Source organism: Streptomyces oceani (genome assembly GCF_001751245.1).
Classification (GTDB): Bacteria; Actinomycetota; Actinomycetes; order Streptomycetales; family Streptomycetaceae; genus Streptomyces; species Streptomyces oceani.
Window position 1 is genome coordinate 50,106 of sequence record NZ_LJGU01000093.1, and the last position, 25,704, is coordinate 75,809.

The following is a 25,704-nucleotide window of genomic DNA, read 5'->3' on the forward strand; positions in this document are numbered from 1 at the left end:
CGGGGAGGACGGTTTCGACGCGGAGACACGGGACACCTCACTCGGCGGGGCCGGGGTCACTGTGGTTGGGACGGGATCACGGGGCTGGACAACTGGTGCTGGTACGCGACCGAGTCGCGGCACCGACCTCCCCGTCCAGCGTACGCACCCTGCCACGACCACTCCCCCGAGCGGCGTTTTCCAGGTACCCGTGCCTTTGTCCGAGCGGGCGCGTTGGTGCCGTTGGGGAGCACGAGCCGGGCATGAGGAGGCGGAACCGGATGCGCGTTGGAGCTTTCGTCCTGGCGGCGCAGTTTCCCGGGCAGGGCCATCAGGAGGCGCTGCACCGGGCCGTGCGGTCGGCGGAGGAAGCGGAGCGAGCGGGCCTGGACGCGGTGTGGCTGGCCGAGCACCACTTCGTCCCGTACGGCACCTGCCCGTCGGCGGTGACGCTCGCCGCGTTACTGCTTGGGCGGACGAGGAGCATCGGGGTGGGCACCGCGGTGAGCGTGCTGCCGAACGCGCATCCCGTCGCCCTGGGCGAGCAGGCCGCGCTGCTCCATCTCACCGCGGACGGACGCTTCACGCTGGGGGTGGGCAGAGGTGGCCCCTGGATCGACCTGGAGGTCTTCGGCGGCGGCGCGGAGGCGTACGAGCACGGCTTCCCGGAGGCTCTCGACCTACTGCTGCGCTGGCTGCGGGAACCGCAGGTCGGGGCGGACGGCGCACGCTACCGCTTCCGTACGGTCCCGGTGGTGCCCAGGCCGGACGACCGGGTCGAGGCGACTGCCGGGCCCGCCGAGGGCGCCCCGCCGAGACCCGCCCACGCCCACACCCACACCCACACGGACAATGCGCCACCGGTCGTGGTGGCCTGCACCTCTCCCGGCACCGTACGACTGGCCGCGCGGCGTCGACTTCCCATGCTGGTGGGCATGCACTGCGGAAACGAGGAGAAGGCCGGGATGACGGCGCTGTGGTGGCGCACGGCGTTGGCGGCCGGGCACTCCGAGGAGGCGGTGGCACGGACCGCCCGGGACCATGTCGCCGCCGGTGTGGTGCAGTTGGACGACACCCGGGAGGCCGCGGTCGAGTCGCTGACCAAGACCATGCCGGGCTGGCTCCGGACCGGGCTGGGCGCGCACCGGACCGTGGACGGCCGAGAACGCTCGCCCCGCGACCCCGACGACTACACCCGGCTGCTGTGCGAACTGCACCCGGTGGGCCCGCCACAGTTGTGCGCCGATCGCCTCAGCGAGACCAGAGAGCTGACCGGAATCAGCCGTTTCGCCATGCTGGTGGAGGGTACGGGCGACCTCGCCGCCACGGAGGCCAACGTGGCCCGGTTGGGCAGCGAGGTACTGCCGCTTCTGCGGTGAACGGGCGTGCCGCCGCGCCCCGGTAAGCCGCGGCGGCACACCGTACTCCCCCGTGGGCCGACCGCCGGGCGGTCGGGCGGGGTGCTCAGCAGTCGCGCATCTCGGGCGACTGGTTGAGCAGTTGGCCACGCACGGAGGTGAACCGCGCGAGCCGGTCGTCGACCGCGCCGTCCAGCGGGAAGACGGCCACGCGATGGCAGTTCTGGAAGGCCAGCCGGACGCCGAAGTGACGTTCCAGCGCCCCGCGTATGGCGTCACTCGCCAGCGCGCGCAATAGCTGGCCGCGCGCCCGCTCATCTGGCGGAGGGGTCTGGTTGTCCGCGAACTCTCCTCCGTCCACTGTGAGTTGGGCCACCAGCGAGCTGATCATTTCCCATGCGTACGGCAGGGACGTACGGACGCAGTCGACGAAGTCCGCTTCGTCGACCTCGCCTCGCTCGGCCTGCTCGAGAAGGGCCGGTGAGACGTCGAGCGACATGAGTACTCCTCTCGCGACCCCGGGAGCCCCGGGATCTCACGGCTGTTACCGGGAACCCCGCCATCGGTCACGCAATTCCGGACGGCGACACCCTTGATGCGTAGCGTAAGCCTCCGCCTTCGGACGCACCAGACGAATGCGTACACAACAAGCCACTCGGTGCGCCGACTCCACACCGGGCCCACGTCGCCACACGTCGCCCACGTCCAGTAGCCTGACCGACCATGCGCCTCGTCATCGCCCGCTGCTCCGTCGACTACGCGGGCCGGCTCACCGCCCACCTCCCCCTCGCCCCACGGCTGATCCTGGTGAAGGCCGACGGTTCGGTCTCCGTACACGCGGACGACCGCGCGTACAAGCCGCTGAACTGGATGTCGCCGCCCTGCACGCTGAAGGAGAGCGAACCGGAGCAGGAGACCGGGGCCCAGGTGTGGACGGTGGAGAACAAGGGCGGCGAGAAGCTCATCATCACGCTGGCCGAGGTGCTCCACGACTCCTCGCACGAGTTGGGGACCGATCCGGGTCTGGTGAAGGACGGCGTGGAGGCCCATCTCCAGGAGCTGTTGGCCGACCGCATGGAGACACTGGGCGAGGGCTGTTCGCTGATCCGGCGTGAATACCCCACCGCCATCGGCCCGGTGGACATCCTCGGACGGGACTCGGAGGGCGCCACACTGGCGGTCGAGATCAAGCGCCGTGGCGAGATCGACGGTGTCGAACAGCTCACCCGCTATCTGGAACTACTCAACCGGGACCCCCATCTGGCCCCGGTCAAAGGCGTGTTCGCGGCCCAGGAGATCAAGCCACAGGCGCGTACGCTCGCCGCGGACCGGGAGATCTCCTGCGTCACCCTCGACTACGACGCACTACGCGGCATCGACGACGACAAGCTTCGGCTGTTCTGAGCGCCGGACGGGCATGACACCAGGCCGGTTCGCGGCGTGGTGGGTCGTCGGACGGTGTGCGTGCGCGGCGAACGAGCACACCCTCCCGCCCGAACGGCCCGCGTTCGTCAGGCCACCGGACCGACCGGCCCGGGACCCGGGAGGTGGCTACCGGATCGACGGCCCTGACGGCTGGGTGGTCCGAGGGCCGTCCGTACCGCGCTTCCGCTGCTCGGGCTGGGTGTCGGACCGCGGCTGTGAACTCCCCCGTGAGGGCGTATCCGCCGGACTGGAGCTGGGGTCCGGATCCTCCGGCGAGGTCGTCGGGTCCTCCGGACTGGTCGTGGGATCCTCCGGCGAGCTGCTCGGCGGGCTGTCGGAGTTCTCCGGCGCGGAGGTCTCCTCGCTCGTGGTCGGTCCTGGCTCGGAGGACGGACCCGAGGGCTCAGAGGCGGGTGGTGGCGGGGTCTCCGGTGGAGTGCTGACATCTTCCGAGGGCTTCGTGCTGTCCGCCCCCTGCGGGGTCGAGTCCTCGGGCCGCACGGTGTCCGCGGGCGAGCGCTCCTCACTGCTGCTCGAGGTGCTTCCGATGGTGACTACGGTGCCGAGCACGGCGACCAGCAGCGCACCCGCTCCGGCCGCGACCATGTTCCGCCGGGTGCCAAGCGCCGCGAGTCGACGCGGTGAGCCCGTACGTTCCCCACGCGCCGCTGGACCAGCGGAGACGAGCGTCTCCGCTTCCCGGTCGTCGGGCGGGGCGCCAGCGCCCAGTGGCAGCACCGGAGGTACGCCGCCCGCGTCCCGGTCCGTGTCCCGGTGGTCGCCGCCCGCCACGCCCGAACCGGCCACCGACGTAGGCCCGTACGACGGTTCGTCCCCCGCGGGGGACGAACCGCCCCCTGACGACGCGGCCCCACTGGCCGGAGGCTCCAGAGCGTGCGGCCACTCGGGCGGATGCGGCTGCCCGGTGCGGTGCTCAGCGGCCGACAGCGACTCGCCCCGGGCCACGAAACCGGGTGCCGCCGGTGTCGGAGTCACCCGCCGGTTGGGAGAGCTAGGCGTGCTGACGAGCGCGGGCTCGCCTCCCGCCGCCGCGACCTGGTCCGTCACGAGTGCCAACGCCCGCCGGCCGGCGACCGTACCGCTTCGGTCGGTGAACGAGCCGCGCAGGGCGATCGAGGCTTCCAACTCCCCCCGCGCCCGCTCCAGGTCTCCGGTGCACAGCGCGTGCACCCCCAACTCATGGCGGAAATACGCCTCCTCGTCGACCTGTCCGGTCGCCCGAGCGGCCTCCTGCCCGGCACGTACGGCACGCTGCCACGCGCCCCAGCGCAGCGCTCCGGCGAAGACCGGGGCCGCCGCACGGGCGAGCAACACGACCGTACTCGGCTGCTCGGTCTCCTGCACGCCGTGCAACGCGGCGAGTATCGCCTCGGCTTCGGCGCTGGCTCGTGGCGCGCTGACGACGGACTGGCCCACCCACCAGCCGTAGTGCTGCGCCACACTGGTCACCCGGATCGCGGCTCCCTCGCCGTATCCCGCCACCGTCAGATCGTCGAGGACCCCGGCAGCCAGCAGCATGCGCCCACCGGCGGTGCTGACGAGCCCGGAGGCGGTCAGCGAGGCGAACTCCTCCGCCGCGGAGCTGTCCTCGACCAGGTCGGCCAGGCTGGTCGGGTGAGGCAGTTCCCCCTTCAGGGCGACCGCCAGGCACAGTGCCTCCTGGGCGGAACGCGGCAGCCCGCCGGCGAGCACGGCCACCAACCCCGGGGCACCGCCCCGCTGGACCGCAGGCGGCAGCGGCTCCGGCGAGGTGCCGGGCGTCATGTCGTCGCGACCGGCGTCCCGTTGCCGCAGCAGCGCGCCGGCCTGTACGAACAGCAGGGGCCGGCCCTCGCTCTCGAACCACAGGTCCCCGGCCCAGTCCGTCTCCTGCTCGGTCAACTGGCGCTGTACGGCGTGCTCGAGCAACTCCGCGCAGCCCGTACGGCTCAGGCCGGTCAGCTGCGTCTCGGTGAATCGCGACATCGGGTCGGGTGCGGGCACCCCCGGGGCCGCCGTCACGAGAAAGGCGCACTCCGGGGCGGCTTCCAGCAGCCGGTCCAGCTCTGACCCGCCGAACTCGACATCGTCAACCAGCACCACCGCACCCACCGTGCTCAGCAGCTCCAGCAAGGGGGTGGTATCGGGCCGTACGTACGGCGAGTCGTGGGTGGCGGCGAACAGCGCCCGTAGCACGTCGTCGGCCGTGCGGCGGTGCCCGCTGAGACGTACGACGCCGTCCGGCGCGATGGTCGCCACGTCCTCCGCGACGGCGTCCAGCAGGGCGCTGCGTCCCGTCCCCGGTGCTCCCGTGAGACGTACGGAGCGGCCGTGCGAAAGGGACTGGGCGAGTGCCGCGCGCTCCTCCTCACGCTCCAGCAGTACGGCAGCGGCCGGCACCGGCGGAACAGGCACTCCGGTCAGCGAGTGTTCGGGGTGCCGAGGGCCGGGACGCTCGTCGATGCCGAACTTCCGTGGCCTCGCGGGTCGCCGCCCTGGTGGGCACGACTCGATCTCGCTGCCGTCGACCGGGTTGACGGTGAGGAGGTAGTCACCCGAGATCAGCTGGACCGTATGAGCGTGCGGCGCGACGCTCTGCTCGTACGGTTGGTCGCCGGCGGGCTGGTTGTCGTCCTGCTGAGCCATGGCCTCCGCCCCCATGATGCTGGTGTCGCCGCCGGGGTCCCGGGTGTACGCGGCGTCTCGGGTGGACCCGGCGCACCAGTATTCCTGAGCTGGGGCAGGCGCGTCCCGGTCCCGGACATCACGGCTTGGTCAGGATCTGCCGCTGGCTGCCAGTCCCAGCATCCGTGACCGGCGGAGCCTCCCCCTCGATCGCCAGGATGCGGTGCAGCCTGGTGGCGACGAGCAAACGCTGCATCTGCGGGGGGACGTCACGCAGCACGAGTCGTCTGCCGCAACGGCCGGCCCGTCGGTGCGCGCCCATGATGACGCCGAGACCCGTCGCGTCCCAGGCGTCCAGGGCGGCGAGGTCGAGCACCAGGTCGCCCATCCCGGAGTCGACGGCAGTGTGCAGGGCCGTGCGGGCGTCCGCGGCACTGCGGACGTCCAGTCGACCTCCGACGACCAGCTCGGCGTGGTCGCCCCTGATGTGCATAACCGCTCCCGGAGAGTGTGAATGACTGCGTGGCCTTTACTTCTGGTACTTCGGTGCTTCTGGTGCTTCAGGCACTCGCGCACTTCCTGCACTGCGGGTGCTCTTGGTGCTTCTGGTACTTCGGTGCTCTCGGATGTCCCCGAGCAACTGACGGATGCGGGGACGGCTGAGTTGCTCGTGGTGCTCGAACCGATACCTGAATTCACTCCGGCGAGTGGTCAGCGCACTCGGATTCGCGCTGGCGCCTGCTGTGGCCCCATCCTGGATGGCGACCTCACGTCGGCCGCCTCCGGCTCTCGGCCAACGGCTGCGGGGACGGGGCGGTTACGGCCGCACCCGCCCCGCATCGCGTCAGTACGGGTAAAAACCCCGTCCGCTCTTCCTGCCGAGATCCCCCGCGTCCACCATCCGCCGCATCTGTTCCGGCGGGGCGAACTTGTCGTCCTGGGACTCGGTGTGAATGTTGTCCGTGGCGTGCAGCAGGATGTCCACGCCGGTGAGGTCAGCGGTGGCGAGTGGACCCATGGCGTGGCCGAAGCCGAGCTTGCAGGCCGTGTCGATGTCCTCCGCCGAGGCCACTCCGGACTCGTGCAGCTTCGCGGCTTCGACCACCAGCGCGGAGATCAGCCGCGTGGTCACGAAACCGGCGACGTCCCGGTTGACGACGATGCACGTCTTACCCGTCGACTCCGCGAACCCACGTGCGGTCGCGAGAGTTTCGTCGCTGGTCTTGTGTCCACGGACGAGTTCACAGAGCCCCATCATCGGCACCGGCGAGAAGAAGTGGGTGCCCACCACGCGCTCCGGTCGACTGGTGGCCGCCGCGATCTTGGTGATCGGGATGGCCGAGGTGTTGGAGGCGAGCACCGCCTCGTCCTTCACCAGACCGTCGAGAATCCCGAAGAGCTCCTGCTTCACCTCGACCTGCTCGAAAACCGCTTCGACCACCACGTCCGCGTCGGCCACCGCGGCCAGCTCGGTGGTGGTACGAATCCGGGCGAACGCCTCGTCCGCCGCGCTGGCCTCGAGCTTGCCCTTCGCGACGAACTTGTCGTACGAAGCCCGGATGCCGTCGCTGCCACGGCGCAACGCCTCGTCGGTCACATCGCGGAGCACCACGTCCCAACCAGCCTGGGCCGAGACCTGCGCAATGCCGGAGCCCATCAGCCCGGCTCCGATGACGGCGAGTTTCTTCGCCACGGCACCCACCTTTCGCTGACGCCGCGACACTGCGGCGCTGTGACACTATGTGGCGGACTTTAGCGGTTCGAGCCCCGAACATGGACGCCGGGAGACGCGCGTCACGTCTCACATGGCGGACATCACACCGAGAGCGTCCGTTCCGGGTGGCTTCATGTCGATTCGGGGAGCCGCCTCATATCTCCGGGCGCGTGGCGTAGTTGAGAACGGTATCGCTCAGCAGGGAGGCGTGGACGTCCAGGTCTCGCCGCGCCCGACGGCCGACTTCCGCCCGCGTGTGGCCGATGTACACGCCGTTCCAGATCACTTGATGGATGGCGTTGTTCATCCCGACCAACTGGGTGGCGACAGCCTCCGGCGTGGGGTCGTCGGCATCGGCGGCCACCTCCTCGCGGAGCACCTCGGCGAGGTGCTCCGCGATCCGCCGCTCCATGCCGTACAACCTGGCGAGCAACGCGGGCGATTCACGGATGCAGCGGACGAACCGATCGAACCCCTCATGCATCCCCACCTCCCAGGAGTGCGCGTCAAGGTCGGACCGCAACTGCTCCAGCAGGGCCTCGGCGGCGGATTGACCGGGCTCCCGCTCCCGCACGATGTCGGAGGGCCGCCGCATCAGCTCCGACTCCCGGTCAAAGAAGAGGTCCTCCTTCGCCGGGAAGTAGTTGTAGACCGTGTTCACCGAGACCTCGGCCGCCTCCGCGATCTCCGCGATGGTCACCGCGTCGAACCCACGCTCCAGGAACAGCCCCGTCGCGATGTCCGAGATCTGCAGCCTGGTCTGCTGCTTCTTCCGCTCCCTGAGTCCGACCATGACGAGAGTATACCTGGCGCGAACCAATTTTTGTAGTCGTTGCAAATTTTAAGACGCTCTGGTTTTATGCCCGTCATGCCAGCCGCCATCCGCACCACCCAGCTGACCCGCACCTTCCGGAGCAGGACCGGTGAGGTCGAAGCCGTTCGCGGCGTCGACCTCACCGTCGAGCGAGGCGAGATCCTCGGCTTCCTGGGGCCCAACGGCGCCGGGAAGACGACGACGCTCCGTATGCTCACCACGCTGCTCCCACCCACCGGTGGCACGGCGAGCGTCGCGGGTTGCGACCTCACGGACGATCCGCGCGCGGTGCGGCGCAGGATCGGCCATGTCGCGCAGGCCGGCGGCGTCGATCCACAAGTGACCGTGCGGGAGGAACTCGCCACCCAGGCACGGCTCTACGGCGCGTCCAAGCCCGAGTCGGCTGTCCGAGCCGAGAAGCTGGCGCGGCAGTTCGCCCTGACGGATCTGCTGGACCGCAAGTGCGCGGCACTCTCCGGTGGTCAGCGCCGCCGGCTGGACATCGCGATGGGCCTCACCCACCAACCGGAAATCCTCTTCCTCGACGAACCCACCACCGGACTCGATCCGGGCAGCCGCGCGGACCTCTGGGACCTGGTGCGCCGTCTGCGCTCGGAGCTCGACATGACCGTCGTCCTGACCACGCACTACCTCGACGAGGCCGACGCGTTGGCGGACCGACTGGTCATCGTCGACCAGGGCCGGATCGTTGCCGAGGGCACCGCCAGACAACTCAAGGAGCGACACGGGGGTTCGCCGGACGCGACGTTGCAGGACGCGTTCATCGCCATCACCGGTCACGGACCGGCGCAGCACGACAGCACCGCAGCACTCTCGATCTGAGGAGTCACACAGTGACACAACTACTCACCGACACCGGAGTCATCTTCGGCCGGTATCTCCGCATGACGCTTCGCTCTCGATTCGCGCTGCTGTTCGGACTCCTGCAGCCCATGCTGTTCCTCGTCTTCTTCGGCCCACTGCTCCAGGACATCCCGCTGAACGGCGGCGGTGACTCCTGGCAGACTCTGGTTCCGGGCCTCATGGTCCAGCTCGGCCTCTTCACGTCCACGTTCGCCGGTTTCACCGTCATCATGGAGAAGCAGTACGGCGTCATCGAGCGGATGCGGGTGACGCCCGTCAGCAGACTGGCACTGCTGCTCGGCCGTCTGCTGCGCGACATCGTCCAACTCCTCACCCAGTCCGTGCTCCTGGTACTGGTGGCAGTGGCGTTCGGGCTGCGGGCCCCGCTGTTGGGGGTGCTGATAGGTTTCGCGTTCGTCGGCGTGCTGGCCCTGGCCCTCGCCGCGCTGTCATACGCCCTGGCGATGTGGGTCGGCACACCGCAGGAGTTCGCACCGGTCGTCAACTCGGTGAACCTGCCGGCGACGCTTCTGTCAGGCGTACTGCTGCCGATGACGCTCGCCCCGGGCTGGTTGGACGCTATCTCACACTTCGTGCCGTTCCGATATCTGGTGGACGCGGTCCGAAGAGCGTTCGTGGGCGACTACCTCGCACCGGAGGTGGCGCTCGGAGCCGGCGTGGCGGTGCTGCTCGCGGTCGTCTCCCTGACCGTCGGGACACGTGTCTTCCAAAGGGCGGGCGCCTAGGGCTCCCGGGACTGCCCCGGGAACCGAACGGGCAACGGCCCCACACAAGCCAGGCGATCGTAAGCCGCCGTATCCGCGCAACGGCCCCAGTGAGAAACGCCCAGCGAGAGCCAGGAGGCGCCGAAGCCCCGGATGCGCAGCCACGCCGTAGGCTCTTCCCATGGTCAATCTGACGCGCATCTACACCCGCACCGGTGATGACGGCAGCACCGCTCTCGGCGACATGAGCCGTACGTCCAAGACGGACTCCCGTATCGAGGCCTACGCCGACGCGAACGAAGCGAACGCGGCGATCGGCGTGGCCGTCTCCCTGGGTCAACTCCCGGAAGACGTACGCACAGTGCTCGTCCGAGCACAGAACGACCTGTTCGACGTGGGTGCAGACCTAGCCACCCCGGTCGTCGACGCGCCGGAGTTCCCCCCGCTCCGCGTCGAGCAGGGCTACATCGACAAGCTCGAGGCGGACTGCGACAACTTCCTCGCCGAGCTGGAGAAGCTGCGCAGTTTCATCCTGCCCGGTGGCACCGTTGGTGCCGCGCTCCTCCACCAGGCGTGCACGGTGGTGCGTCGAGCCGAACGCTCGACCTGGCGCGCGCTCGAGGAGCACGGCGAGGTGATGAACCCGCTGACCGCCACCTACCTCAACCGACTGTCCGACCTGCTCTTCATCCTGGCCCGCACGGCCAACAAGGAAGTCGGCGACGTGCTCTGGGTCCCGGGCGAGAACCGCTGACCTCCGGTTGACCCGGTCTGGACTCCGCTGCCAGACGGTATGACCCGTGAGCGGGTCCCATGCCCCACCGAAGGTGGAGCTGAGCCAGCCGTGTCGTTCGGAGCGGTTGCGAGGATGGCCCCTCGCACACCGTGCGGCCGCGGCCCATACGGCCGCGGCCGCCACGTCCGCTGACTGACCTGGCCAGCTCGCTGTCAGCTCAACGCTGCGCCGGTTGCTGCTCCGCCGCCTCGGCCTCGGCGTGTCCCGCGGGGGCCTTCTTCGGGAAGAGGGTGTAACTGACCGCGACCACCAGCGCGATCAGGACGATGAAGCCCATCCGCAGCTGCCACATCTGGAGCGACTCGCTCTGCTCGCTACTGTCCACGTACCACACCGCGCACTGCAGCAGCGCCGCGGCGATCACCGCGGCCCCGACGGCCCGGGCGCTCATCTTCCACTCGTGCACGGTACGAGCCCTGCCGTACTTCGGACGCTTCACCGGGCGTGGGCCGCCCGCGTAACGGTAGGCGAACTGTCCGTCCGCCCACTTCATCATGTAGTGACCGTGCGTCGCGGTGAAGCCGATGTAGACGGCAGCCAGCCCGTGCATCCAGTTTGGCTCGGCACCGTTCTTCAGGTCCATCGCTGTAGCGATCAGCAGAACCAGCTCGAGGAGCGGCTCGCACAACAGCACACCGGCGCCGGCCCGGGGCATCTTGAGCAGGTAGCGCAGACTGAGTCCTGCCGCGAGCAGCACCCAGAAGCCGATCTCACACGCGATGATCAGAGTGACGAGCACAGTTCCGGCTCCTCTCGTACGGGCATTGCTTGCACGACCCCACACTCCTCCACACCGCCTGGAAAGGCGTCGTAGCCAACGATGATCCCCGGCTGCATCCTTCGATGTACGTCCCCGTGGCGACGCGCGGCCCGGGAGCGACGTGCTGTCATGGAGCCATGCGCAGGCTGCTCCCCCGTCCCACCCGTCCACATCGTGACGACGTCCTCATCGCCCTCGGCGGCCTGCTCGGCGGGCTGCTGGTCTGGGAGGTGGGCCTGGGGGGCGACCTACCGCTGTTCGGAGTGCCGAATTGGGCCGCCCTGATCGCTCTCGCGGTCATGTCCGGGGCCGAGTTGCTGCGGCGTACGGCCCCGCAGGCAGGCCTCCTACTCGCGACGGGCGCGCTGGTCCTCGATGTGTGCGCGGGCACTCTGGTGTCCACCATGGTGATGTTCACCGACCTGGTGTACGCCGCCGTGGTGTACGGTCGTCCGACTCTGGCCCGCCGGCTTCCCTGGATCAGCGTCCTGCTCACCGTCATCTCGACGGTCGTGCCGCCGATCGCGACGCGCTCCTCCGAGTCCCTGCTGATCGGCCTCAGCATCGGGTTGATCTTCATGGCCCCCTGCTTCACCGGGGCGATCGTCCGTAACCATCGCGAGGTGGCGGCAGCGGAGCGGCTTCGCGCCGAGCAGACGGCCCTGCTGGCCGAGATGGACCGCACACAGGCCGTGAACGCGGAGCGCTCCCGGATGGCTCGGGAACTCCACGACCTGGTGGCCAATCATCTGTCCGCGATCGCCATCCACGCCACGGCCGCGCTGTCGTTCAGCGAGAACTCCACGCGCTCGGGGGACGCGCAACACGCTGCCGACGCCGCCACCGCGGACATCTCGGGCACCCCGGACACGTCCGCCGCTTCCGCCACCCATGACGCGCTCGGCGTGATCCGGGAGAACAGCGTGCAGGGCCTCGCCGAGATGCGGCGCCTGATCGGCATTCTCCGGGATGCGGAGGACACCGACGGACCGATCGCCGCACCGACCCTCGCCGACCTGGACACCCTGTTCGAGCGGGCGCGCGGCACGGCGGCGCCGGGCTTCGCGTTCACGCTGAGCGACACCCGCCAGCCGGACGCCGACCCACTGCCCGCGCCGGTGGAGTTGGCGGCGTACCGGGTGATCCAGGAGTCGCTGACCAACGCGCAGAAGCACGCCGTTCCCGGCGTGGTCACGGTGCGCGTGGCATACGCCGAGGAGAGCCGACGGTCCCTGTCCGTACGGGTGACCAGCACGCTCGGGGACGCACAGGGTCCCCGAGCGCCCGGTTCCGGCGCCGGACTGATCGGGATGCGGGAACGGGTCGAGTTGCTGCACGGGACCTTGGAGACCGGCCCCGTCAGCACGGATGCCGGCGGCAAGGTGTGGGAAGTGCGGGCCGTGCTCCCGATGTCCCGTGCGTAAGCCCCGGCACGTACCGCTGAGCGGCCGCCGTCCGTCCAGTCGCGGTCCGACCGGCGCCGGGTCGGCGCGCCTGCCCTGGCCGCGCACGAGCCACGCGAGCCGGTGTCCGCCAACTGTCGGCATCCGTCACCGCGGGGCAACACGTTCGCCGTTCGTCCTCGACGCACACCGATTCGCCATTCGCCAGAGAAGGAGTTGTAGTGAACGAGCAGCCAGCAGCAGCCGTCCGTGTGGTGATCGCGGAGGACCAGCTGTCCGTACGCGCGGGACTGCTGCTCATTCTGCGCAGTGCCGGTGACATCGACGTGGTCGGGGAGGCCGCGGACGGCGAGGAGGCGGTGCGGCTGGCGCGGGAACTGCGCCCGGACGTGGTGCTGATGGACGTGCAGATGCCCCGGCTGGACGGGGTCGCCGCCACCCGTCAGGTGGTGTCCGAGCAGTTGGCCGACGTGTTGGTGCTGACCACCTTCGACCTGGACGAGTACGTCTTCGGAGCCCTGCGTGCCGGAGCGGCCGGATTCCTGCTCAAGGACAGCGAGGCCTCCGCGGTCATCGAGGCGGTGCGTACGGTGGCGCGTGGCGAGGGCATGATCTCCCCGACAGTGACCCGTCGGTTGATCACCGAGTTCGCCCGGCCCGGGCTCGGACGCCACGAACCACCCAACCCCACGGGGCTGTCGGAGCTGACCCCTCGGGAGCAGCAGGTGCTCGGCTGCCTCGGCGAGGGCATGTCGAACGCGGAGATCGCGCACCGCCTCGACATGGCGGAGGCCACCGTGAAGACCCATGTCAGTCGGCTGCTGCGGAAACTGGATCTCCGCAGCAGGACCCAGGCGGCGGTGCTGGCGCAGGAGTTGGGCGTCAGTGGGCCCTGACCGGCGAATCCGCGGAGGCGCGTGACCCGGAATCTCGGATTTGGTACAGACCTATTGACCATTGGTCCAGACCTCTTTAGTGTCCCGAATACTGCGGAGAGCGTGCCCCACACACGCTCCGGTGGTGCTCCGTGAGCACCCCGAAAGGCGGCGCAGGTCCCACCCGTCCCCCTCCGGGATCTCCGGACCGACTCGAGGAGCGCCCTTGAGATCTGAGACCGCACGACGTGTGACACGCAGAGCCAGTTCCTTCGCGATCGCCCTGTTACTACCCCTCGGACTGCTCGTCGGGCTGGCCGCCCCAGCGCCGGCGGACGGGAAGCCCGCCGCCGAACGCTCCGGGGCAGCCGCACGGTCGGTGGCAGCCGACCCGGGCAGCCCCCAGGCAGCCGGGAAGATCAACCTCGGCTACTTCACCGAGTGGGGTGTCTACGGCCGCGACTACCATGTCAAGGACCTCGTCACCAGCGGTTCCGCGGACAAGGTCACCCACATCAACTACGCCTTCGGCAACGTGAAGGGCGGCAAGTGCACCATCGGTGACCAGTTCGCCGCCACCGAGAAGGCATACACCGCCGCGGAGAGCGTCGACGGCAAGGCCGACACCTGGGACCAGCCCCTTCGCGGCAACTTCAACCAGCTCCTGAAGCTGAAGAAGATGAAGCCCGACCTCAAGATCCTCTGGTCCTTCGGAGGCTGGACCTGGTCGGGTGGCTTCGGTGAGGCGATGAAGAATCCGGCCGCGTTCGCCGAGTCCTGCTATCAGCTGGTCAACGACCCGCGCTGGGAGGGCCTGTTCGACGGCATCGACCTGGACTGGGAGTACCCCAACGCCTGCGGCCTCACCTGTGACACGAGCGGGCCGAACGCGATGACGGACATGATGCAGGCGTTCCGGAAGAAGTTCGGCGACCAGTTGGTCACCGCGGCCATCACGGCGGACGCCTCACAGGGCGGCAAGCTCGACAAGGTGGATTACGGTGCGGCGGCGAAGTACACCGACTGGTACAACGTCATGACCTACGACTTCTTCGGCGCGTGGGACAAGCAGGGCCCGACCGCTCCACACTCCCCACTCCGTGCCTACGACGGCATCCCACAGAAGGGATTCAACTCGGACGACGCCATCCAGAATCTCAAGGCGCAGGGCGTCCCCGCCGAGAAGCTGCTGCTGGGCATCGGCTTCTACGGCCGTGGGTGGACCGGAGTCACCCAGAGCGCGCCGGGCGGTTCGGCGACGGGACCCGCGGCCGGGAAGTACGAGGCGGGCATCGAGGACTACAAGCTGCTCAAGCAGTCCTGTCCCTCGACCGGCACCATCGCCGGCACCGCCTACGCCCACTGCGGCAACGAGTGGTGGAGCTACGACACCCCCGAAACCGTCCGCGGGAAGATGAACTACGCCAAGCAACAGGGTCTGGGCGGAGCCTTCTTCTGGGAGTTCAGTGGCGACACCGGTAACGGCGAGCTGGTCAGTGCGATCGACAGCGGCCTGGCCTAGTCCCCAGAGCTCGCCCGGCCTAGTCCCCAGCGCTGGGCTCGTCCCCGGCGCTCGCACCAGGACGGCCACGTCCGTACGGCACGCGCGGCATCCCTGAGCGACGCCCGTACGGCACGCGCTGTCCGCACAGTCGAACGGGGAGGGCGGCTTCCGCCTGCCACCCTCCCCGTTCTGTCATGGGCTCCGCCTCGATCGCTAACGCGCTCACTCGCTCACTCGACGGGAGCCAGCTTGTTCGTCAGGCCGGGGCGGGAGTCCAGCCACTTGCGCGCGGACTCCTTCTCGTTTCCCTTGCCGCCGTCCTGGATGGCGGCCTCTAGGGAACCGAGATCCTCCTCGGACATCCTGAAGTCCTTCAACCAGCGGTACAGCTCGGGGAAGTCCTTCTCGAAGTCCTTCTTGGCGGTGATGTGGATGTCGTCACCCTCGCCCCAGGAGTCCTTGGGGTCCTTCAGCTTCTTCATCGGGTACTTGTTGTAGACCCAGTGCGGGGACCACGTGGTGGCCACGATCGGCTCCTTCTGCTTCACCGCCTTGTCCACCGCGGAGAGCATGGAGGACGTGCTGGAGGAGACGACCTCGTACTCCTGGTCGAGGTCGTAGTCCTTCAGGACCTGCTTGAGGATCTTCATCTCACCCGCGCTGGACTCGATGCCAGTGATCTTGCCACCGAACTTGTCGCTCTTGCCCTTGAGATCCTCGAGCGAGTCGATTCCCTTGACGTACTTCGGCACGGACAGTTCCAGCGAGGTGGGGCCGTACCAGGACCCCACGTCCGTGAGTCTGTCCTGGTACTTGTCCCAGTACTGCTCGTGCGTCGTCGGCAGCCAGGAGTCCGTCTGGAAGTCCATCTGCCCCTGTGCCATGGCCGTGTAGAGCGGTCCCGGATCGAGCTGCTTGACCTGGGGCTTGTAGCCCCGGTCCGCCAGAATGTTCTGCCACAGGTAGGTCGTCGCGATGGCCTCGTCCCAGGGGAAGTAGCCGATGTTGACGGTCTTGCCCGCACCCTCGCCCTTCCTCTTGTCGCCGCCGGGGACCGGCACCATCTTGTCCAGGAAGCCGGGGTTGTCCTTCAGCCACTCCTTGACGGCCTGCTGCTCCTGGCCCTTCCCCACGTCCTGGATCCGGGCCTCCAGCGATGTGAGCTGCTCCTCCGTCATCCGGAAGTTCTTCAACCAGCTCGCAACGATCGGGTTGTCCGTCGAGAAGCCCTTACGCCCGACGTTGTGGATGTTCTCGCCCTCGCCGAAGGAGCCCTTGGGATCATCGAGCTTGGTCAGGTCGTACGCGTTGTACGCCCAGTGCGGCGACCACAGCGTGACGACCACCGGCTCCTTCTTCTGGATGGAGCTCTTCAACTCGGCGAGCATCGAGGACGTGCTGGAGGAGACGACCTCGTACTCGCCCTCCAGTCCGTAGTCCTTGAGGACCTTCTCCTTGAGGATCCTCATCTCGCCGGCGCTCGACTCGATGCCGATGATCTTGCCGTCGAACTTCTCGCCCTTGCCCTTCAGGTCCGCCAGGGAATCGATCCCCTCGACGTACGAGGGCACGGTCAGCTCCAGCGAGGTCGGCCCGTACCAGGCGCCGAGCTTCTCCATCTTCGAGCCGTACTTGTCCCAGTACTGCTTGTGTGTCGTGGGCAGCCAGGCATCGGTCTGAAAGTCCGTCTTACCCTGCGCGAGGGACGTGTAGAGCGGGCCGGCGTCCAGTTGCTTCAGACTGGGCTCGAAGCCCCGCTGCTCCAGTGCCTCCTTCCACAGGTAGGAGGTCGCGATGGCCTCGTCCCAGGGGTAGTAGGCCATGTTCAGCTGCTTGCCCTTACCCACGTCGGTGGATCCGGACGCCTCGGTGTCGGAGCCGGAGTTCACGAGGTTCACACCGCCCGCGACCAGCGCGAGTACGACGACTCCGCACAGCGCCACGGATGTGTGCGGCTTGTAGCGGGTGAAGCGCAGACGGCCCATCATCGCGGTGGCCTTCGCCGCGGCACGGCGGCCGAGCGGCGATACCCGCGCGTTGAGAGCGCTGGTCATCCGGTCCAGGTACATCGCGAGGATCACGACCGCGAGACCGGACTCCACGCCGAGACCGATCTGGACCTGGGTGACCGCCGCGTAGACACGTTCGCCCAGACCGGGCGCTCCGGCCATGCCGGCGATGACGACCATGGAGAGCGCGAGCATGATGACCTGGTTGACACCAGCCATGATCGTCGGCAGCGCCAGTGGGAACTGCACCCTGGTGAGGGTCTGCTTGGGCGGGGTGCCGAACGCCTCGGCCGCCTCCACCAGTTCCTCGTCGACCTGCCGGATGCCCAGCTCCGTCATCCGCACACCGGGCGGCATCGCGAAGATGATCGTCGCCAACAGACCGGGGGTCGTACCGACGGAGAAGAACATCACGCCCGGAATGAGGTAGACGAAGGCCGGCATCGTCTGCATCACGTCGAGCACCGGACGCACCGCCGCGCTGACGGCCTTGTTGCGCGCGGCAAGGACACCGACCGGCACCGCGATCGCGAGGGTGATGACGGCGGCGGCCAGGACGAGCGACAGCGTCTGCATCGCCTCACCCCACAGCCCGAACGAGTCGATCAGCGCCAGGCCGACGAAGCCGACGGCCCCCGCCGCCAGTCCGCGCAGCCAGCAGGCGACGACTGCGAAGATCCCCGCCATGAGCAGCGGCTCGGCGCCGCCCAGAACCGTGTGCATACCGTCGTAGAGACCGGTGAGGACGGTGTTGAGGAAGTCGAAGAGCCAGGCGAGGTGCTGTTGCAGCCAGGACACCGCGCTCTCGACCGCGTTACCGGGATGGAACTCAGGCACGTGCGCTCACCTCGGCGTCCTCGGTACCGCCGAGAGCACCGGCGTCCCGCACGCTCGGCGCGCCGCTCCCGTTGGCCGCGGCCTGCGGCTCCTGGGCCAGAACGGTCAGCAGTCGCTCCCTGTCGACGACCCCCACCGGCATGCCCGACCCGTCCGTGACGACGATCGTGTCCTCACCGGCCGAGAACGGAGCGAACAGCTCGGCCAGCGGTGTCTCGGTGGTGACTGTCGGCGCCTTGCTGAGCCCGCGGCCGGGCACCGTGGCGGAGTCGGTCCCGGCGTACTCCATGATCGAGCCCGCGGTCAGCACTCGCGAACGGTCCACGTCCTGGATGAAGGAAGCGACGTAGTCGGTTGCCGGACGCACCAGGATGTCCTCGGCGGTGCCGACCTGGACGATCCGCCCGTCACGCATCACTGCGATGCGATCGCCCAGGCGCATCGCCTCGTTCAGGTCGTGGGTGATGAAGACGATGGTCTTCTTCAGCTTCCTCTGGAGTTCCAGGAGCTGATCCTGCATGTCACGGCGAATCAGCGGGTCCAGGGCACTGAAGGACTCGTCCATAAGCAGCACCTCGGCGTCCGTGGCGAGCGCGCGAGCGAGGCCGACGCGCTGCTGCATGCCACCGGACAGCTCGTCCGGCCAGGAACGCTCCCACCCCTGGAGTCCGGTCATCTCCAGCGCCTCGGCGGCGCGCCGCTCACGCTCAGTACGCGGCACGTCCTGCACTTCGAGGCCATAGCCGGCGTTCTCCAGCACGCTCCGGTGGGGGAAGAGCGCGAAGTGCTGGAACACCATGCTGATCTTGTGGGCGCGTACCTTGCGCAGTTCACGCGGAGGCAGCGCCGTCAGGTCCTCGTCATCGAACAGGACCCGCCCCGAAGTCGGTTCGAGGAGACCGTTGAGCATCCGCAGCAGGGTGGACTTGCCAGACCCGGACAAGCCCATGACAACGAATATCTCACCCTCCTCGACCTCGAAGGAGGCGTCCACGACCGCTGCGGTGGTACCTTCCGCCCGAAGCTGGTCACGTTCCGTTCCGTCTTCCAGCCGGGCCACAGCCCGGTCCGCTCTTCTCCCGAACACCTTGTAGAGGTGTTCGGCTCTCATACTGGGCACATTCACCTTCTTGACGTGAGCGACGACTCAACGGAGATCCCGGCCGGAGTGGCGATGCCACTTACAGCGAATGAAGAACCGGTTCTGCAGGCAGGGGTCCGACACACCCAAGTCCTGCTGCTCAGGAACTCCCGGTTCAAACCTGTGTCCCTGGTCATGCGCCGGCCAGAGGGCGGGGTGAGGGCTGGGGAATCGGCCTCGGGCGCCGAGGGGTAACGTTCACACAACGTCGACATGGCACTGCCGCACCGCGCCGAGAGTCCAGGTCGACGCACTCTCCGTAACGGGTGAAGGGCGAGAGTGCGGTCGCACGCACCCACCGGACACGGGTGGGAGGGGGCCGGCCGTGGCGGGGCGACCAGTACGCGTCAGGCGACGTTCACCCGCTGGCCCGGCGGCGCCGCCTCCAGCCAGGCCAGGAAGCCGGTCAGCGCGTCCTCCCCCATGGCCAGTTCGACCCGTACGCCACCCAGAGCGCACTCCAGCACGACCTGGTCGACCAGCAGCGCCAGCTCCTCGTCCCCGGTGGGCTCGCGCCGTGCCACCACCTCGATGACACCGCGCTGGAGCGTGCGGCGAGGCCGGGGGGCGTAGGAGAAGACCCGGAACCAGTCGAGTTGGTCGCCGTTGTACCGCGCGACACCGTAGACCCAGCCCTTGCCGCTCGGAGCACCTGCCTTGGGCTCCGAAACGTTCCAGCGCAGTGAGCAGTCGAAAGTGCCGCCGGAGCGCTGGATCAGCCTGCGTCGCACCCCGAAGACGAACAGTCCCACCAGCACCAGCAGCAGGACCACGCCGCACAGCAGCAGTGCGAGGGCCATGTTCACCGACCTCCTCGCTGCGTCCTGAGCCGCGGCTTCGACCACCGCTCCGCTATCGCCTCAGCCGCGGCCCGCACGGGCGGTGTCCCGTGCAGGCCGCGGCTGAGGGCTGTCTCCCTGGGTCCGTGCGTCAGTGGACACCCGCCACCGCGCGCAATCGGACATCCGCGCGCCGTTCGGCGGCGGCGTCCGCCTCCGCCTTGGCCTTCTCCAGCGCCCGTTCCGCGCGCTGGACGTCGATCTCGTCGGAAAGCTCCGCGATCTCCGCGAGCAATGACAGCTTGTCGTCCGCGAAGGACACGAAACCGCCGTGCACCGCGGCCACGACCGTGCCCTCTCCGCTCTCCCCGGTGGTACGGATCGTGATCGAACCGGTCTCCAGGACACCGAGCAGTGGCTGGTGGCCGGGCATGATGCCAATGTCACCGGAGGTGGTGCGCGCCACGACCAGGCTGGCCTGGCCCGACCAGACCTGGCGGTCCGCGGCGACCAACTCGACGTGCAGCTCAGCCACAGTGGCTCCTCGAAGTGGGGTGGTGAAAAGAATAAGGGGTAGAGGCGGGGGTGGTCGAAACGACTACCCCCGCCACGGGAGCCCGGCTCAGGAGACGCCCAGCTCCTTGGCGTTGGCCTTGAGGTCCTCCAGGCCACCGCACATGAAGAACGCCTGCTCCGGGAAGTGGTCGAAGTCACCGTCCGCGATCGCGTTGAACGCGGCGATGGACTCGTCCAGCGGCACGTCGGACCCGTCCAGCCCGGTGAACTGCTTGGCAGCGTGGGTGTTCTGTGACAGGAACCGCTCGATCCGGCGGGCCCGGCTGACGACGAGCTTGTCCTCCTCGCCCAGCTCGTCCATACCAAGAATGGCGATGATGTCCTGGAGGTCCTTGTACTTCTGCAGGATTCCCTTGACGCGCGAGGCGCAGTCGTAGTGCTCCTGCGAGATGTAGCGCGGGTCCAGAATCCGGGACGTCGAGTCCAGCGGGTCGACCGCCGGGTAGATGCCCTTCTCGGAAATGGGCCGGGACAGCGTGGTGGTGGCGTCCAGGTGCGCGAACACGTTGGCCGGTGCCGGGTCCGTGAGGTCGTCCGCGGGCACGTAGATCGCCTGCATCGAGGTGATGGAGTGACCACGGGTGGAGGTGATCCGCTCCTGAAGGACACCCATCTCGTCCGCCAGGTTCGGCTGGTAGCCCACCGCGGAAGGCATCCGACCGAGCAGGGTGGAGACCTCGGAACCAGCCTGAGTGAAGCGGAAGATGTTGTCGATGAAGAACAGCACGTCCTGCTTCTGCACATCGCGGAAGTACTCCGCCATGGTCAGGCCCGCCAGCGCGACCCGCAGTCGGGTGCCCGGGGGCTCGTCCATCTGACCGAAGACCAGCGCGGTCTGCGGCAGCACGCCGGACTCCTCCATCTCGTCCATGAGGTCGTTGCCCTCACGGGTGCGCTCGCCGACACCGGCGAACACCGAGACACCCTCGTGCAGCTTCGCCACACGCATGATCATTTCCTGGATGAGCACGGTCTTGCCGACACCCGCGCCGCCGAACAGGCCGATCTTGCCGCCCTTGACGTACGGCGTCAGCAGGTCGACGACCTTCAGGCCGGTCTCGAACATCTCGGTCTTGGACTCGAGCTGGTCGAAGGCCGGGGCCTTACGGTGGATCGCCCACCGCTCCTCGACCTCGGACTCGGCCTCGGGCTCGTTCAGGATGCGGCCCAGGGTGTTGAACACCCGGCCCTTGGTGACGTCGCCGACGGGCACGGTGATGCCCTCGCCGGTGTCGGTCACCGGCGCCTGGCGGACCAGGCCGTCGGTCGGCTCCATACCGATGGCGCGGACGAGACCCTCACCGAGGTGCTGTGCCACCTCGAGGGTCAGGGTCTTCGTCTTGCCTTCCTCGGTCGGGTCGGCGACGTCGACCTTGAGGGCGTTGTAGATCTCCGGCATCGTGTCGACGGGGAACTCCACGTCGACGACCGGGCCGATGACCCGCGCGACGCGGCCGGTCGCGGTGACGACCTCTGAGGCCGTCGGGGCAGAGGTTGTCATGTTATCGGTCACTCCCCGCAGAAGCGTCGGCCAGGGCACTCGCGCCACCGACGATCTCGCTGATTTCCTGGGTGATTTCGGCCTGTCGGGCCGCGTTGGCAAGCCGGGTGAGCGTCTTGATCAGCTCGTCGGCGTTGTCGGTTGCCGCCTTCATCGCACGACGCGTGGCAGCGTGCTTGGAAGCGGCGGACTGCAGCAGCGCGTTGTACACACGGCTTTCCACATAGCGCGGCAGCAGCGCGTCGAGCACCTCGTCGGCGGACGGCTCAAAGTCGAACAGTGGCAGCACCTGGCTGCCCTTGCTCAGCACCTCGGCCGACTCCTCCGCGGACTTCTCGAAGCTGAGCGGCAGCATCCGGTCCCCTCGCGGGGTCTGCGTCATCATCGAGACGAACTCGGTGAAGACGATGTGCAGCTCGTCCACCCCGCCCTTGGCCGCGGTGTCCGCCTTGATCGCCTCGATCAGCGGTTCCGAGACCATCTTGGCGTCGGCGTACGTCGGGTTGTCCGTGAAACCCGTCCAGGACTGCTCGATCGGACGGTCGCGGAACTTGTAGTACGCCGAGCCCTTGCTACCGACCACGTAGTGCAGGACCTCGCGACCCTCGCCAACCAGGCGGTTGGTCAGCCGCTCGGCTTCCTTGATGACGTTGGAGTTGTAGCCGCCGGCCAGACCCCGGTCGCTCGTGATGAGGAGTACCGCGGCTCGGGTGGGGCGCTCCACCTCCGTGGTGAGCCAGTGCTCGGTGTTCGAGCCGTGCGCCACCGCGGTCACCGCGCGGGTGAGTTCGGTCGCGTACGGCTCGGAGGCCGCCACCCTGCGCTGTGCCTTGACGATGCGCGAGGCGGCGATCATCTCCATCGCCCTGGTGATCTTCTTGGTCGAGGAGACGGACTTGATCCGCCTCTTGTAGACCCGGGTTTGGGCACCCATTGATCAGCCCTCGCCCAACAGCTTGCCGTCCGCGGTCTCGAACTGCTTCCGGAAGGCGTCCACCGCGTCACCGAGCGAGGCGATCGTGTCGTCGGACATCTTGCCGCCCTCGACGATGCTCGTCAGCAGTGCCTTGTAGTCGCGGTGCAGGAAGTCCAGCAGCTCGCGCTCGAACCGGCGTACGTCCTCGACCGGCACGTCGTCCATCTTGCCGTTGGAGCCGGACCAGATGGAGACGATCTGGTCGGCGGTCGGGTACGGAGCGTACTGGTCCTGCTTGGTCAGCTCCATCATCCGCTGACCGCGCTCCAGGGCGGCTTTGGAGGCGTCGTCCAGGTCGGAACCGAAGGCGGCGAACGCCTCCAGCTCGCGGTACTGGGCCAGGTCCAGCTTCAGTCGCCCGGACACCTGCCGCATGGCCCTGTGTTGGGCTGAGCCGCCAACCCGGGAGACCGAGATGCCGACGTTCAGAGCGGGCCGCTGGCCGGCGTTGAACAGGTCGGACTCCAGGAAGCACTGGCCGTCGGTGATGGAGATGACGTTCGTCGGGATGAACGCCGACACGTCGTTCGCCTTGGTCTCGACGATCGGCAGCCCGGTCATCGAGCCCTTGCCCATGTCGTCCGAGAGCTTCGCGCACCGCTCCAGCAGCCTGGAGTGCAGGTAGAAGACGTCGCCCGGGTACGCCTCACGGCCCGGCGGACGACGCAGCAGCAGGGACACGGCGCGGTAGGCGTCGGCCTGCTTGGAGAGGTCGTCGAAGACGATCAGGGTGTGCTTGCCCTGGTACATCCAGTGCTGGCCGATGGCCGATCCGGTGTACGGAGCCAGGTACTTGTAACCCGCGGGGTCGGACGCCGGGGCGGCCACGATGGTGGTGTACTCCAGCGCGCCGGCCTCCTCCAACGCACCCCGCACGGAGGCGATGGTGGAGCCCTTCTGGCCGATCGCGACGTAGATGCAGCGGACCTGCTTGTCCGGGTCGCCCGAACGCCAGTTGTCCCGCTGGTTGATGATCGTGTCCACGCCGAGCGCGGTCTTGCCGGTCTGCCGGTCGCCGATGATCAGCTGACGCTGGCCCCGGCCGATCGGGGTCATCGCGTCGACGGCCTTGTAGCCGGTCTCCATCGGCTCGTGCACCGACTTGCGCTGCATGACCGTGGGGGCCTGCAGCTCGAGCGCGCGGACCGCCTCGGAGTCGATCTCGCCGAGTCCGTCGACCGGCTTGCCCAGCGGGTCCACGACGCGGCCGAGGTAACCCTCGCCGACCGGGACCGACAGCACCTCACCGGTACGCTGCACCGGCTGGCCTTCCTCGATGCCGCTGAATTCGCCGAGGATCACCGCACCGATCTCGCGCTCTTCGAGGTTGAGGGCGAGGCCGAGGGTGCCGTCCTCGAACTTCAGCAGTTCGTTCGCCATGGCCGAGGGCAGCCCCTCGACCTTCGCGATGCCGTCGCCGGCAACGCTGACCGTCCCGACCTCTTCGCGCGAGGCCGCGTCCGGCGTGTACGACTGGACAAAGTTCTCCAGCGCGTCCCGGATCTCATCCGGCCGGATCGTGAGCTCCGCCATCTGGGTTCCCTGCTCTCCTTGTTGGGCCCGTAAGTTGCTTCGGGTTCTGGGGCTGTCCCAGAAGGTCCCTTGATACGGCCCAACTCGGGCCGCTGATCATGCTTGTTGAGTTGGCTTCTCTCAGCCGGCCATCCGCCGCTGTGCCTCTTCGAGACGGTCCGCGATAGAGCCGTTGATGACCTCGTCACCGATGCGCACCGCGATGCCGCCGAGGACGTCTGGGTCCACGTCGAGATTGAGGTGCACCTGACGGCCGTACATCTGGGCCAGCAGGCTGCCGAGGCGCTGCTTCTGCTGGTCGCTCAGGGGCACCGCGGAGGTGACGACGGCGACCGAGCGGTCCCGGCGCTCAGCGGCCAGCTTGGACAGGGCCTCCAGCCCGCCTTCCAGGCTACGTCCTCGCGGCTGGCTCACCAGACGCGTCACCAGACGCACGGTCGCCGGCCGGGCCTTTCCGCCCAGCAGCGAGCGCACCAGCTCGGCCTGTGCCGAGGAGCTGGCCGTACGGCTGGTCAGCGCGGCCCGAAGCTGCGAGGAGGAGGCGACCGTACGGCCGAACCGGAAGAGTTCGTCCTCCACGTCGTCCAGTGAACCGTCCCGCTCGGCGGCGATCAGGTCGGCCGAGTCGGTGAGTTCCTCCAGTACGTCCACCAGGTCACGCGAACGCGACCAGCGGGAACGCACCATGCCGGACACCAGGTCGGTGGCCTCGCCACCCACCTGTCCACTCAGCAGACGGCCGGCCAGTTCCGCCTTGGCGGCCCCGTCCTGCGCCGGGTCGGTCAGGACCCGGCGCAAGGAGACCTCGCGGTCCAGCAGCTCGGTGACGGCGGCCAGCTCGTCGGCGAGCGTGGTCGCGTTGACCGACGTGTTGTCCGTCAACGCCTCCAGGCTCTCCCGAGCGGCTGCCAGCGCCTCGCGGCTCGCGCCGTTCATCGGGCCGCCCCGCTGGTGCCGGCCGTGGCGTCGGCCTTCTCCTCGAGCTGGTCGAGGAAGCGGTCGATCGTACGGCTCTGCCGGGCGTGGTCCTCCAGGGACTCCCCGACCAGCTTGCCGGCCAGCTCGGTCGCGAGCGTGCCGACGTCCTGCCGCAGCTGCTGGGCGGCCTGCTTGCGATCGGCCTCGATCTGGGCGTGACCCGCGGCGATGATCTCCTCACGCTGCCGCTGGCCCTCCTCCCGCATCTCGGCGATCAGGTCCGCACCACGCTGCTCGGCCTCGCTGCGCATCCGCGCTGCTTCGCGCCGAGCCTCAGCCAGCTGCGCCTTGTACTGGTCAAGGGTCTGCTGCGCTTCGAGCTTGGCGTCATTGGCCTGCTCGATGCCGCCCTCGATGGCCTCGCGGCGCTCGTCCAGGATCTTGTTGATGCTCGGGACGAGCTTCTTCCAGAAGACGACGAAGACAATACCGAAGGCAATGGTGCCGATGACCAGCTCGGGAATCGGCGGCACGAGAGGGTTGAGCTTCTCCTCCGCCAACAACATCGGAGCGTTCACATCAGTGCCTTTCG

General features: G+C 68.4%; 23 protein-coding genes. 8 read left to right on the top strand and 15 right to left on the bottom strand.

Translation table 11 applies throughout. The annotated features are described in order from the left end of the window. The first annotated feature begins 260 nt into the window (after positions 1 to 260). Positions 261 to 1,358, top strand: coding sequence for an LLM class flavin-dependent oxidoreductase (locus AN216_RS01675; RefSeq protein ID WP_070194764.1), 1,098 nt, complete (start codon positions 261 to 263; stop codon positions 1,356 to 1,358). Between the two features lie 85 nt (positions 1,359 to 1,443). On the opposite strand, the gene AN216_RS01680 is transcribed toward AN216_RS01675, so the two are convergent. Then, a complete protein-coding gene (locus tag AN216_RS01680) occupies positions 1,444 to 1,836 on the bottom strand; it encodes an SCO5389 family protein (RefSeq protein WP_070194765.1) in 393 nt (130 codons plus the stop codon). 224 nt (positions 1,837 to 2,060) lie between these two features. Here AN216_RS01680 and nucS point away from each other — a divergent pair, with 224 nt between their 5' ends. Beyond that, positions 2,061 to 2,741, top strand: coding sequence for an endonuclease NucS (gene nucS, locus AN216_RS01685; RefSeq protein WP_070194766.1), 681 nt, complete (start codon positions 2,061 to 2,063; stop codon positions 2,739 to 2,741). A gap of 147 nt (positions 2,742 to 2,888) precedes the next feature. On the opposite strand, the gene AN216_RS28945 is transcribed toward nucS, so the two are convergent. The 4 genes from AN216_RS28945 to AN216_RS01705 form a co-directional block, all read right to left on the bottom strand. Beyond that, positions 2,889 to 5,408: a P-loop NTPase family protein gene (locus tag AN216_RS28945; protein WP_070194767.1), complete on the bottom strand. Its 2,520-nt coding sequence runs from the start codon at positions 5,406 to 5,408 to the stop codon at positions 2,889 to 2,891. 118 nt (positions 5,409 to 5,526) lie between these two features. Then, positions 5,527 to 5,880, bottom strand: a complete 354-nt coding sequence (locus tag AN216_RS01695) for an STAS domain-containing protein (protein WP_070194768.1) — start codon at positions 5,878 to 5,880, stop codon at positions 5,527 to 5,529. Positions 5,881 to 6,231: 351 nt separating this feature from the next. Continuing rightward, positions 6,232 to 7,080 (bottom strand): 3-hydroxyacyl-CoA dehydrogenase family protein, encoded by an 849-nt coding sequence (locus AN216_RS01700; RefSeq protein ID WP_070194769.1) that lies wholly within the window; start codon positions 7,078 to 7,080, stop codon positions 6,232 to 6,234. Positions 7,081 to 7,255: 175 nt separating this feature from the next. Continuing rightward, entirely contained in the window at positions 7,256 to 7,894 is a 639-nt protein-coding gene (locus AN216_RS01705) for a TetR/AcrR family transcriptional regulator (protein WP_070194770.1), read from the bottom strand. Positions 7,895 to 7,969: 75 nt separating this feature from the next. Here AN216_RS01705 and AN216_RS01710 point away from each other — a divergent pair, with 75 nt between their 5' ends. From AN216_RS01710 to AN216_RS01720, 3 genes are all read left to right on the top strand, one after another. Next, positions 7,970 to 8,758, top strand: a complete 789-nt coding sequence (locus AN216_RS01710) for an ABC transporter ATP-binding protein (RefSeq protein WP_244502274.1) — start codon at positions 7,970 to 7,972, stop codon at positions 8,756 to 8,758. An 11-nt stretch (positions 8,759 to 8,769) separates the two neighbouring features. Further along, a complete protein-coding gene (locus tag AN216_RS01715; protein WP_079166124.1) occupies positions 8,770 to 9,525 on the top strand; it encodes an ABC transporter permease in 756 nt (251 codons plus the stop codon). A 160-nt stretch (positions 9,526 to 9,685) separates the two neighbouring features. Beyond that, positions 9,686 to 10,258: a cob(I)yrinic acid a,c-diamide adenosyltransferase gene (locus AN216_RS01720; protein ID WP_070194772.1), complete on the top strand. Its 573-nt coding sequence runs from the start codon at positions 9,686 to 9,688 to the stop codon at positions 10,256 to 10,258. Positions 10,259 to 10,457: 199 nt separating this feature from the next. On the opposite strand, the gene AN216_RS01725 is transcribed toward AN216_RS01720, so the two are convergent. Further along, positions 10,458 to 11,039 carry a hypothetical protein gene (locus AN216_RS01725; protein ID WP_070194773.1) on the bottom strand — a complete coding sequence of 194 codons (582 nt, stop codon included), beginning with the start codon at positions 11,037 to 11,039 and terminating at the stop codon, positions 10,458 to 10,460. 158 nt (positions 11,040 to 11,197) lie between these two features. On the opposite strand from AN216_RS01725, the gene AN216_RS01730 reads away from it, so the two are divergent. The 3 genes from AN216_RS01730 (at position 11,198) to AN216_RS01740 (ending at position 14,860) form a co-directional block, all read left to right on the top strand. Then, positions 11,198 to 12,484 (top strand): sensor histidine kinase, encoded by a 1,287-nt coding sequence (locus tag AN216_RS01730; RefSeq protein ID WP_070194774.1) that lies wholly within the window; start codon positions 11,198 to 11,200, stop codon positions 12,482 to 12,484. Positions 12,485 to 12,684: 200 nt separating this feature from the next. Further along, positions 12,685 to 13,359 (top strand): response regulator, encoded by a 675-nt coding sequence (locus AN216_RS01735; protein ID WP_070194775.1) that lies wholly within the window; start codon positions 12,685 to 12,687, stop codon positions 13,357 to 13,359. Between the two features lie 205 nt (positions 13,360 to 13,564). Continuing rightward, the gene (locus AN216_RS01740; protein ID WP_420855677.1) at positions 13,565 to 14,860 is read left to right on the top strand and encodes a glycoside hydrolase family 18 protein; all 1,296 of its coding nucleotides are present in this window, start codon (positions 13,565 to 13,567) and stop codon (positions 14,858 to 14,860) included. A gap of 212 nt (positions 14,861 to 15,072) precedes the next feature. Here AN216_RS01740 and AN216_RS01745 read toward each other — a convergent pair whose 3' ends face one another. The 9 genes from AN216_RS01745 to AN216_RS01785 form a co-directional block, all read right to left on the bottom strand. Continuing rightward, complete coding sequence (locus AN216_RS01745) at positions 15,073 to 17,688, bottom strand: ABC transporter permease/substrate binding protein (RefSeq protein WP_070194776.1); 2,616 nt, start codon at positions 17,686 to 17,688, stop codon at positions 15,073 to 15,075. Then, positions 17,681 to 18,799 (bottom strand): quaternary amine ABC transporter ATP-binding protein, encoded by a 1,119-nt coding sequence (locus AN216_RS01750; protein WP_070194777.1) that lies wholly within the window; start codon positions 18,797 to 18,799, stop codon positions 17,681 to 17,683. The genes AN216_RS01745 and AN216_RS01750 overlap by 8 nt, the downstream gene beginning before the upstream one ends. Before the next feature lie 377 nt (positions 18,800 to 19,176). After that, positions 19,177 to 19,629 (bottom strand): DUF2550 domain-containing protein, encoded by a 453-nt coding sequence (locus AN216_RS01755; RefSeq protein ID WP_070194778.1) that lies wholly within the window; start codon positions 19,627 to 19,629, stop codon positions 19,177 to 19,179. A 130-nt stretch (positions 19,630 to 19,759) separates the two neighbouring features. Continuing rightward, the gene (locus AN216_RS01760) at positions 19,760 to 20,143 is read right to left on the bottom strand and encodes a F0F1 ATP synthase subunit epsilon (RefSeq protein WP_070194779.1); all 384 of its coding nucleotides are present in this window, start codon (positions 20,141 to 20,143) and stop codon (positions 19,760 to 19,762) included. 87 nt (positions 20,144 to 20,230) lie between these two features. Beyond that, positions 20,231 to 21,685 carry a F0F1 ATP synthase subunit beta gene (gene atpD, locus AN216_RS01765; RefSeq protein ID WP_070194780.1) on the bottom strand — a complete coding sequence of 485 codons (1,455 nt, stop codon included), beginning with the start codon at positions 21,683 to 21,685 and terminating at the stop codon, positions 20,231 to 20,233. Between the two features lies 1 nt (position 21,686). Further along, entirely contained in the window at positions 21,687 to 22,619 is a 933-nt protein-coding gene (locus AN216_RS01770; RefSeq protein ID WP_070194781.1) for a F0F1 ATP synthase subunit gamma, read from the bottom strand. Between the two features lie 3 nt (positions 22,620 to 22,622). Then, the gene (gene atpA, locus AN216_RS01775; RefSeq protein ID WP_070194782.1) at positions 22,623 to 24,194 is read right to left on the bottom strand and encodes a F0F1 ATP synthase subunit alpha; all 1,572 of its coding nucleotides are present in this window, start codon (positions 24,192 to 24,194) and stop codon (positions 22,623 to 22,625) included. Positions 24,195 to 24,314: 120 nt separating this feature from the next. Beyond that, the gene (locus tag AN216_RS01780; RefSeq protein ID WP_070194783.1) at positions 24,315 to 25,130 is read right to left on the bottom strand and encodes a F0F1 ATP synthase subunit delta; all 816 of its coding nucleotides are present in this window, start codon (positions 25,128 to 25,130) and stop codon (positions 24,315 to 24,317) included. Continuing rightward, a complete protein-coding gene (locus AN216_RS01785) occupies positions 25,127 to 25,678 on the bottom strand; it encodes a F0F1 ATP synthase subunit B (protein ID WP_070194869.1) in 552 nt (183 codons plus the stop codon). Before AN216_RS01785 ends, AN216_RS01780 begins: the two co-directional genes overlap by 4 nt. Positions 25,679 to 25,704 lie beyond the last annotated feature (26 nt).